10 protein-coding genes are annotated in these 9,395 nt (G+C 35.7%); 1 reads left to right on the top strand and 9 read right to left on the bottom strand.

Annotation, left to right across the window (positions count from 1 at the left end):
* Window positions 1-6 precede the first annotated feature (6 nt).
* Window positions 7-1,440, bottom strand: coding sequence for a phospholipase D family protein (locus I4V44_RS14020; RefSeq protein ID WP_055249576.1), 1,434 nt, complete (start codon window positions 1,438-1,440; stop codon window positions 7-9).
* A 175-nt stretch (window positions 1,441-1,615) separates the two neighbouring features.
* The gene (locus I4V44_RS14025) at window positions 1,616-1,885 is read right to left on the bottom strand and encodes a hypothetical protein (RefSeq protein WP_226816238.1); all 270 of its coding nucleotides are present in this window, start codon (window positions 1,883-1,885) and stop codon (window positions 1,616-1,618) included.
* Between the two features lie 211 nt (window positions 1,886-2,096).
* Here I4V44_RS14025 and I4V44_RS14030 point away from each other — a divergent pair, with 211 nt between their 5' ends.
* Window positions 2,097-3,392 carry an IS701 family transposase gene (locus I4V44_RS14030; RefSeq protein ID WP_330610643.1) on the top strand — a complete coding sequence of 432 codons (1,296 nt, stop codon included), beginning with the start codon at window positions 2,097-2,099 and terminating at the stop codon, window positions 3,390-3,392.
* 123 nt (window positions 3,393-3,515) lie between these two features.
* Here I4V44_RS14030 and I4V44_RS14035 read toward each other — a convergent pair whose 3' ends face one another.
* The 7 genes from I4V44_RS14035 to I4V44_RS17660 form a co-directional block, all read right to left on the bottom strand.
* On the bottom strand, window positions 3,516-4,880 hold the full coding sequence (locus tag I4V44_RS14035) for a citrate/2-methylcitrate synthase (protein ID WP_172679323.1): 1,365 nt from the start codon (window positions 4,878-4,880) through the stop codon (window positions 3,516-3,518).
* A gap of 248 nt (window positions 4,881-5,128) precedes the next feature.
* Window positions 5,129-6,688 carry a cardiolipin synthase gene (cls, locus tag I4V44_RS14040; protein ID WP_014080824.1) on the bottom strand — a complete coding sequence of 520 codons (1,560 nt, stop codon included), beginning with the start codon at window positions 6,686-6,688 and terminating at the stop codon, window positions 5,129-5,131.
* Window positions 6,689-6,723: 35 nt separating this feature from the next.
* Window positions 6,724-7,404: a GTP pyrophosphokinase gene (locus I4V44_RS14045; protein ID WP_005347231.1), complete on the bottom strand. Its 681-nt coding sequence runs from the start codon at window positions 7,402-7,404 to the stop codon at window positions 6,724-6,726.
* A 38-nt stretch (window positions 7,405-7,442) separates the two neighbouring features.
* Complete coding sequence (bsh, locus tag I4V44_RS14050) at window positions 7,443-8,420, bottom strand: choloylglycine hydrolase (protein WP_196002862.1); 978 nt, start codon at window positions 8,418-8,420, stop codon at window positions 7,443-7,445.
* Between the two features lie 135 nt (window positions 8,421-8,555).
* Window positions 8,556-8,960: a hypothetical protein gene (locus tag I4V44_RS14055; RefSeq protein WP_006427147.1), complete on the bottom strand. Its 405-nt coding sequence runs from the start codon at window positions 8,958-8,960 to the stop codon at window positions 8,556-8,558.
* A 7-nt stretch (window positions 8,961-8,967) separates the two neighbouring features.
* The gene (locus I4V44_RS14060) at window positions 8,968-9,264 is read right to left on the bottom strand and encodes a hypothetical protein (protein ID WP_005334864.1); all 297 of its coding nucleotides are present in this window, start codon (window positions 9,262-9,264) and stop codon (window positions 8,968-8,970) included.
* Window positions 9,265-9,273: 9 nt separating this feature from the next.
* A partial coding sequence (locus I4V44_RS17660) for a DUF6017 domain-containing protein (RefSeq protein ID WP_243280283.1) occupies window positions 9,274-9,395 on the bottom strand: 122 nt, incomplete at its 5' end.

Below are 9,395 nucleotides of genomic sequence, written 5' to 3' on the forward strand. Positions count from 1 at the left end.
CCTTAATTAAAACAGATACCTTGCCCATCCAAGCAGATGCTGTACCAAAAATATTTTTCTCTGACGTTTCTTTGTTAATTCGATTGGCTCTACATGATATGGATCATTATAAGTTCCGCCTTCTAATATCTGGCGGGACACTTTTTCATACTCCATCATGCCCTCTTCCAACTGTTTATTAATATCTTTACTGCGAATTACAAGCATCAGTTCCGTATCCAGATATGCACTTCTCATGTCCATATTAAAGGAACCGATTACAGACAGATCATCGTCAATCAGAATACTTTTTCCGTGGTATGAATAACCGCCTTCATATTCCCAGATATTAATTCCTGTACTTAAGATTCTATTTCTGTTTTTCGCATAATCGGCAGACCCAAATGGATTCCCATTATTCGCAACTGAATTTGTCATGATAGAAAAATCTGAAACGTTCTCTGCAATCTCCTCCCATGTATTATACATCATATCATTACAGATAATATATGGCGTGTGGATCTTCACACGATTTTTTGCATTTTTCATCAATTCTCCCAACTGATACCACACTACTGGTTCTTTGGAACCTGTGTGAATAGGATTTGACACTAATGTAATCTTTTCTGTCTCAAAAGTTTCGTCCGTATAATCGGTCTCGCAGATTCTTTCCTTATTCTCTTCAAAATATTTCTGATAGCTGTTCTGCAGCTCTAAAACTGCGTTCTTTACAGATTTTCTATTTGCCAGTTTTTTATTGTTATGAAAATAACCACTGTCTTCCTGATTCCATATGGTTTCAAAATACTCTGACAACTGGTTAACTGAATTTTCTTTCTCAGGTTCATCGCAAACCACTAACACGTCTCTGTCATAGTTTTTATGTCCCGGAAAATCACCCAGGAAATAATTGTATGTATTTCTTCCCCCAAGAATATATCTCTTTCCATCTGCAATCAAATATTTATCATGCATTCTACCCATCATTTTCCACGGTTTCAACGGATTGGCCTTATTATACAGTTTAATTTCAACATTCTCATGGGAAGATAATCCATAGAAATACGGATTTCCTTCCATATCAATCCAGCTCTCCATTCCATCTACTAACAGACGAATATGTACACCTCTGTCTGCCGCATCATGCAGTGCTCCTAAAATCAATTTTCCACTTTCATCGGATTGAAATGCAAAAGTAGAAAGAATAATTTCCTTTTTTGCATTCTTGATCAAACGCACTCTTTGTAAAAGCGCTTCTGGATTCTTTTCTATGATTACTGCCCGTTCTGTATTTTCACTGCATTCGTTCCATGACCCATTTTTTGTTTCTTTTTTGGTTGTATTGGACACTTCCGGCTGCTTTTTATATGCAACGCAGATTCCGAGCAATTCATAAAAAGCCACACATAAAAAAATTGCCAGTATAACAAGAAGGATTTTACATATTTTATGCTTTTTCATTGTACATCACCTGATTCCTTTTTATTTCATACTTATACAATACAAAGTCAATCTCAATTTAACCTCAACAAAATTTATTTTTCATAAAAAAATATGACCGGCTTCTTTTTAAAGAAACAGTCATATTTTTATTCTAATATATGAAGGAGCTTTTCTTACTCCGTTGTATTAATCACTATTTTATTTCTTCCATAAGCTGTCGGATTTTTCTCAATGTACACCGTGTAACTGCCAGGTCATCTTCTTGTATATTCGATATGATTTTTTCATAAGCTTCTATCATTTTTTCTTTCTGACAATTACTTAATTCAATTGCCTTGTTCGTCAAAACAAGGTATGTTCTTTCTTTTTTTTCATCTAATTTCCAGATAATATATCCTTTATTTTCAAGACTTTTTACCATCTTAGATGTTTCTGGAATCGATAATTTCATGTATTCTGCCACTTCTGAAAGATATACTCCTTCATGACAGTCTGATTTTTCAACACATTCCTTTATACTACACCACTTTACAACTTTTTCATAAAAAAATATCGTACAGGACTTTCTGATGTATAATGAATTTGACCCAAAACATTACAAAGGAAAGTGACCCTGTACGACAAAAACATTATACAACGAAAAAACACTGATTGGTAGACTTCATCAATATTTTTTGATTTATTTTGAAACTTTTTCTGTTCCGACAGCAGATACCTTATTTCTGCTGATATTATCCATACTGACCTTAGAATCTGCACATTCCATCCGGTTTCTGTATCAGCATTTTTTATCCGGAATAACGGAGAAATCACTGAATGTATTTTATTATGTATGTTCCTATGCAAAGGTTGATTATTCCAGATTTACGAATACCACTGTCAGGATTACTTTGAAGCTGATACCGGATTCATTGCAGACGCAGCCTGTATTTCTGTGCGTGGATGATACGATGGTATCTAAATTTGGCACAAAATTTGAAAATGTTTCAAAACTGTTTGACCATGCTGCACACAACGGTTCCAACTATCTGAATGGACACTGCTTTGTGAGTGTCATGCTCTGCGTACCTGTCTGGAATAGGGATAAAGTATCTTATCTTTCCGTTCCTCTTGGCTATCGTATGTGGCAGAAAAAAGAATCTAAACTGGAACTGGCAGCCTCCATGATCCGGCAGGTTATGCCTGAATTTCACAGCAAAGATCATGTCATCATCCTTTGTGACAGCTGGTATACAAAACAAAATCTGGTATCCATCGTTGATGAATATTCGAATCTGGATCTGATTGGCAATGCAAGGATTGATTCTGTCATGTATGATCTTGCACCTGCACAGACCGGTCGTCGGGGACGTCCTGCCAAACATGGAAAACATCTTTCTGTTGAAACAGATTTTACGTTTTCCAATGAAAAGATTGGTGATTATTATACCGGTGTCCGCCGGGTTCTCGCTAAGATCTTTGGCAATAGGGAAGTCCTTGCCTATGTCACTGCCACAGAAAAAGAACATGGTACAAAACGACTGTTTTTCAGTACCATTTTCCCGGAAGATCTGCAGATTTTCTGTGCATGGCAGGAAAAAGCACCATTGAACCAGACCGGAAGTGACCGTATGAAATACATTCCACTGTTGCTATATTCGTTACGCTGGAATATTGAAACAAGCTACTATGAACAGAAAACGTTCTGGTCTTTTTGTAACTATATGGTGCGAAGCTGCAAAGGGATTGAAATGCTGGTCAATCTGATTAACGTCAGTTACTGTGCCATGAAGATTCTGCCCTATCAGAACGAACATTTTTCTGAGTACCGTACAAAAAGCGTACAGGAGTTTCGTTTTGAATTAAGTCAGGGCATTCGCAGTCAGATATTTTTTGCCACTTTCGTGAAAAATATCGAAACACATATAAAATCAAATGCCATGACAAAGGCCTTAAAACAGCTGATTCATCAACAAGTCTATCATTTATAAAGTTGTAAACTGGTGTTTATACTATAAAGAAACAAATAATCTGTTCTTTCAACAAATTCAAATATACTTTCAACATTGATGCTCTTTAAAAAAAACTCCTCTGCACTGGTTCCTGCTCCCATATTATCGTTCCTCTCTTTCTATATATTCTTTTTTGCTGACTAGACTCTTATATGCCGGGCGAATGATCTTATCTGTAGTTATCAATTCTTCCAGGCGATGTGCACTCCAACCAGCAATTCTTGCTATCGCAAATAATGGCGTGTACAATTCTCTTGGAATATTCAACATGTCATACACAAAACCACTATAGAAATCTATATTAGGACTTACTCCTTTGAATATCTGACGCTGCTTTGCAATCAACTTAGGTGCAATCTTCTCAATATTGTTATAAAGGGTCATATCTTTCTCACGTCCTTTATCCCTTGCGAGTTGTTCTACAAAGCCTTTGAACACCCTTTCTCTTGGATCTGAAATAGAATATACAGCATGTCCCATTCCATAAATAAGTCCTTTCTGATCAAACGCCTCTTTCTTCAAAATCTTACTCAGATATGATGCAATTTCCTCTTCGTCTTCATAATCTTTCACATGACTTTTAATATCATCCATCATATTCATTACCATCAGATTTGCACCGCCATGTTTTTTTCCTTTTAAGGATGACATTGCTGCTGAAATAACAGAATACGTATCTGAACCTGAAGATGTTACTACCCGTGTAGTGAATGTAGAATTGTTACCACCACCATGTTCCATATGTAACAATAATGCTATATCCAGTACTCTTGCTTCCAGTTCTGTGAATTTTGTATCTGGTCTTAATAGGCGCAGGAAATTTTCAGCAATAGATAAATCTTTTTCAGGTCTATGAATATACATACTTTCGTTTTTTTCATAATGACAATAAGCATGGTATGCATATACTGCTAACATAGGAAATGCTGCGATCAACTGCATACTCTGCCTTAGCACATTCGGAATTTCAAGACTTTCTTTCTCCTTATCGTAAGAGCCCAATGTAAGAATACTTCGAGTCATAGAACCCATAATATCTGATGTAGGTGCTTTCATAATGACATCTCTGGTAAAGTTAGTCGGTAGTTCCATACAATCAGATAGTCTTCCCTGAAATTCCATTAACTGTGTATCAGTTGGCAATTCTCCGAATAAAAGAAGATATGCTCCTTCTTCAAAGACAAACCTTTTTCCTTTACTTCCTGTTACTAAATCTTTTATATTATAACCACGATAAGATAACTCGCCATCACATGGACTCTTTACTCCATCACGATATTCAAAAGCTTTTATATCAGAAATATTTGTAAGCCCCGTCAACACACCTTGGCCTTTTTCATCTCGTAAGCCTCTTTTTACACCATACTCTGAATACAGATTCTTACTAATGCTATCATTTTGTTCACAAAAAATTGCTTGCTGTTTCATATAATTTTCCAAATTGCTCATTTGAATCGCTCCTTTCATTCTGTTACGAACTTACATACTATACTCAGATATTCTTGTTTCCAGAGCATTCAGCATTGTCTGTTCTTATTCTTATTCATTAGCAATACAATACAATGAAAAACTCAATTTAACCTCAACAAGGTTTGTTTTTTCATCCATGCAAAATCTTCTTTGTACAACAGACTGTTAGATATAGCAAAAACGGCCTTTCAAAAACAGTTAACTTCTAAATCAACTGTTTTTTGAAAGGTCGTTTCATCAGATTCTTATAGCAATCCAGCAAATAATCTCATAAATAATTGTCCCAGTCGCAAATATGCACTTCGTCCGGTTTGATATTGGTCTGTCACATCACGACATTCTCCCATCGTTCTTATCAGATCATTTTTTATTTCCACAACTGCCTGACAATCTGCCATAAAACAGCCGTTTTCAAAATGGTGATATAAACTTCGATAATCCAGATTAATTGTTCCACAAGTTGCCATACAGTCATCTGCTACACTCATTTTTGCATGACAGAAACCAGGAGTCCACTCATAAACACGAACACCATGTTTAACTAATCCATGATAAAAAGAACGAGTTATATTATAAATAAATTTTTTATCAGGGATACCAGGTGTGATAATTCTTACGTCTACCCCTCGCTTAGCAGCCAGACATAACGCATGCGTCATTTCATCTGTTATGATTAGATATGGAGTCATAAACCAACAGTATTTTTCAGCTTTATTTATCATACTGATATAAACTTCTTCTCCTACTTGCTCATTATCCATAGGGCTGTCTGCATAAGGTTGAACAAACCCAGTTTGCTGTGCCGCATAATCATAGTGGAAAAGGTATTTACTAAAATCAGAATCATTAGCATCCTTATCACTTACTGCATTCCACATTTCCAAAAATGTCACCGTAAGCGACTGAACAGCATCTCCTTCTAAACGAATACCTGTATCTTTCCACTGTCCATACGGGTGTGTGTAATTAAAATATTCGTTTGCTAGATTATATCCACCTGTAAATCCGACTTTTCCATCAATAACTGTTATTTTTCTATGATCACGATTGTTCAAAAACAGATTTAAACCTGGCATAAACGGATTGAATACACGGCAATGAATTCCTATTGCCTCCATCTTTTTCACAAAATCTGTGTTAATAAAGCCTATAGAACCCATATCATCGTAGAATACTCTAACTTCCACACCTGCTTTTACTCGCTCTTCCAGAACATCTTGAATCTTATGCCATGCTTCAGCGTCTTCTATCGCATGATATTCCATAAAGATAAACTTCTGTGCTTTCTCCAAATCCTTAAGCTGTGCCTCTAATCCTTTCACTGCTTCATCAAAATACACAATATCCGTATTCTGATAGATTGGATACTGCGAATTTCTTTGTATGTAACTTGCTATATTTCCTGCTTTCGGAATTGTTTCTTTTATTCTGCTCAAACACTCCTGACTGTCCGGAAGCATTGGTAACAATTTGCTATCAATTTCTGCATATCGCTCACGCATTTTATGTGTGCCACCATTCAAACCAATCAACAAATACAGGCCTACACCCATAATTGGGAAAATTAGAATTAAGATGACCCAAGGCATTTTCATAGAGGATGTCTTATTTGATGCGTACAATCCCAAAACCAAGATTCCACTCAAAATCCTTGTAAATAAATTTATGATTTCTGCATATTCATTCAAGCGTGTTACGATAGTAATAATAAAAATCACTTCTAGAAGAATGCAGATTATGGAAAAACACAGCCGTTTTACCCCATTTTTTGTTTTTGCTTTGCCCTCTAAAGTATCTTGTTTCATATATATTCCACCTTCCTATTTGCTCAGTTTTCTCCCTAAATTTCGTGGAACATACCAATTTTGTCTTTTATTCTCTGCATTTCATTATCTGCTTCAATGATAGCTCTTGCAGAATGAAGTAATTCTTCACTTATCTCATCATAGCCAGGCATTTCTTCAATTCCTTTTTTATAGCGAAGTTGATGTTCCAATGTTGCCCAGAAATCCATACCATTGGTTCGAATCTGTAATTCTACACGCATAGGTGTTTTACCCTTAGCAAAAAATACTGGTATTTCAACAATCATATGATAGCTTCGATAACCATTCGATTTTGGATTTTTTATATAATCTTTTATTTCAATAACTTTAATATCATCCTGTTGGGTAATCAAATCTGATATCATATAAATATCGTCAATAAACGCACAAACTATTCGAACGCCTGCTACATCATTGAGATATGTCTGTATATTTTCTGTTGTAAATTCATATCCCATCTTCTGCAGTTTATCGTAAATACTATTGGGCTTCTTAATTCTTGTTTTTATAAAAGAAATAGGATTTCGATTGTTCTCAACTGAAAATTCATCATCCAAAACCTCAAGTTTAGTTTGTATCTCCCGAATAGCACAACGATACATCATCATTAAATTATAAAATTTTGTAGCATTATTTAAAAACTGTAGTGATTCCGGACTGTTCATCCTGAGTTTTTTTACTTCATCTTTTGTCATGGAACTTTCCTTTCTACCTCATCCCTGATTTCAAAACATTATTTATTTTGATAGTTGATTCGTTCTCCTTGAATTACTGGATAACAAATCATTTTATCACTATCCAGATTTTCTACATGCATATCTACTGCACTGATCTGATGGTTTTCATAAGTATTGTAATAATAAATACCTTTTGTAACATTACAACACGACGTATACAATGTGATTTCATATTTTCCATCCGCTACTTCGCAACATCCTCGTTGCTGATCCACAGATCCGAGAATGTGGAAGAATTGGCTAACGCTTTCTTCCTCTGATTCACCTGAAATTGCATTTACCTTTGTAAAAGCTACACGTACAAAGCGTGAGGAAGATGAGAGATCTCCCGGAAGACCTAATCCTCCCGTACCTCTACTATATGCATCAAGAGCCAAATTTTCGCAGAAAGTATTTCTGGGCTGTTTAGGAGATAAATACATATAATTATTTAGTTGAAACATCTGCTGTGGAAATGGCGGATTATTCGTAAGCACTCCTACTGGATTATCATAAATATGCAAACCATCTGACATAGATTCTACCGTAATTGACTCATTCTCATCAGAAATGATCCAGTGTAATTGTGCTAATGGTAATTGCTCGCTGAAAGGAGTATTAACAATATTAATTCGTTCAAGAAGCTCGCGAACTTCAACTAAAGAAGAACACTGACTTAAAATCCACGGAATAAATTCAAACTGTGCAATATTTTCCACATCTGGCTTAATCGCGGCATAAACAGCATTTCCGACAAAATTCAGTCCTGCCATTGCCACTCCTTTTTCATTCATAGCATCATAATACAAAGGATAATCCTCTGCAACATGAGCCATTCCAATAATTGCATAATGATTTTTCATATCGCCAACATGGCGAAAATTAAACGCATAATTACGTGGTGTAATTACTATCTGATCACCATAAGAGAATTCATAATCGAGGGTTCGTCCAAAGTAAAAATCTTTTGTTTTATAAGTTGCTGCTGTACACATGATCGTTTATCCTCCTAAATAGATTGAAATATGTCAATGAGTTTTTTTCTTGAACAATATTATAGCACAATTCTTTTATTTTGTTCTAACTTCATACATGATCATAACATGTAAACTTTAAACTATTTTCCTAGATTATTTCTCCATCAGTTTTTCAAACCAGGTATCCATAGCTAGGATGAATTGACCTACGTCTGGCAATTCTTGCAGCATTTCGTTTAGGGTTTTGTGCTTCACATATTTCTGCACATACACCCAACAGGCAACGCTACTGGCTTCTGATACAATGTCAGCTATGGTTTTGCGCATAAGCTCTTCAAATTCAGCAATTTCTTCTTTTGGGACAACATCATACAGTGTTGGTGCCTGATGACTTAATTTTACGCCATTTTCATTTGCATCTTTAAGCAGATTCTTAACTTTTTCTCTTGAGTTCTCCGGTACTTTCATGTACTCCCAGATAAATGCTACCACATCGGACGGTGTGTCTTTTTTTAGTGGTGGTAACTGAATATAATCATTGTTTTCGCTCATTTTCATATTCTCCTCACGATATAATAAAATCAATAATACGTTCTCTTGTCATGTCCAGTACAGTATCTACAAACACTCCTGCAAACAGGATCAGATACAGAATTACACTCAGCGAAAATAGAAATGCAACCTGTACCCAGTCATGATAACAGTATGCAGTCGCTATAATCAATAAAGTGAATATAAATCCAAGGATCCCTCTGACAACCGCATAAGTCTGTACTGTCATTTTTACTGCCAGGCCGATCACAAAAAGGATCAGCCATACCGGCAGTAATAATATCTTTCCAGCAAGTTTTAAAATAAACATGTGCACCTCCTATCTTACCAGTCCTGGCATATCATGGTTCACCTCTGCCTGATAATATCCGTTCATCGTTGACGGTGCATTAAACAGGGCTGCTAATAAATATTTCTTGATGTTCTTCACCTTTGTGGTGT

It is taken from the genome of Blautia sp. 1001283B150304_161114_C9 (assembly GCF_015668165.1).
GTDB classification, from domain to species: Bacteria; Bacillota; Clostridia; order Lachnospirales; family Lachnospiraceae; genus Blautia_A; species Blautia_A wexlerae.

Bases quoted from the DNA above. Each gene is read 5' to 3' on its own strand.
- I4V44_RS14020 (WP_055249576.1), bottom strand. From the start codon at position 1,440: ATGAAAAAGCATAAAATATGTAAAATCCTTCTTGTTATACTGGCAATT.
- I4V44_RS14035 (WP_172679323.1), bottom strand. From the start codon at position 4,880: ATGAAAGGAGCGATTCAAATGAGCAATTTGGAAAATTATATGAAACAG.
- cls (WP_014080824.1), bottom strand. From the start codon at position 6,688: ATGAAACAAGATACTTTAGAGGGCAAAGCAAAAACAAAAAATGGGGTA.
- I4V44_RS14045 (WP_005347231.1), bottom strand. From the start codon at position 7,404: ATGACAAAAGATGAAGTAAAAAAACTCAGGATGAACAGTCCGGAATCA.
- bsh (WP_196002862.1), bottom strand. From the start codon at position 8,420: ATGTGTACAGCAGCAACTTATAAAACAAAAGATTTTTACTTTGGACGA.
- I4V44_RS14055 (WP_006427147.1), bottom strand. From the start codon at position 8,960: ATGAAAATGAGCGAAAACAATGATTATATTCAGTTACCACCACTAAAA.
- I4V44_RS14060 (WP_005334864.1), bottom strand. From the start codon at position 9,264: ATGTTTATTTTAAAACTTGCTGGAAAGATATTATTACTGCCGGTATGG.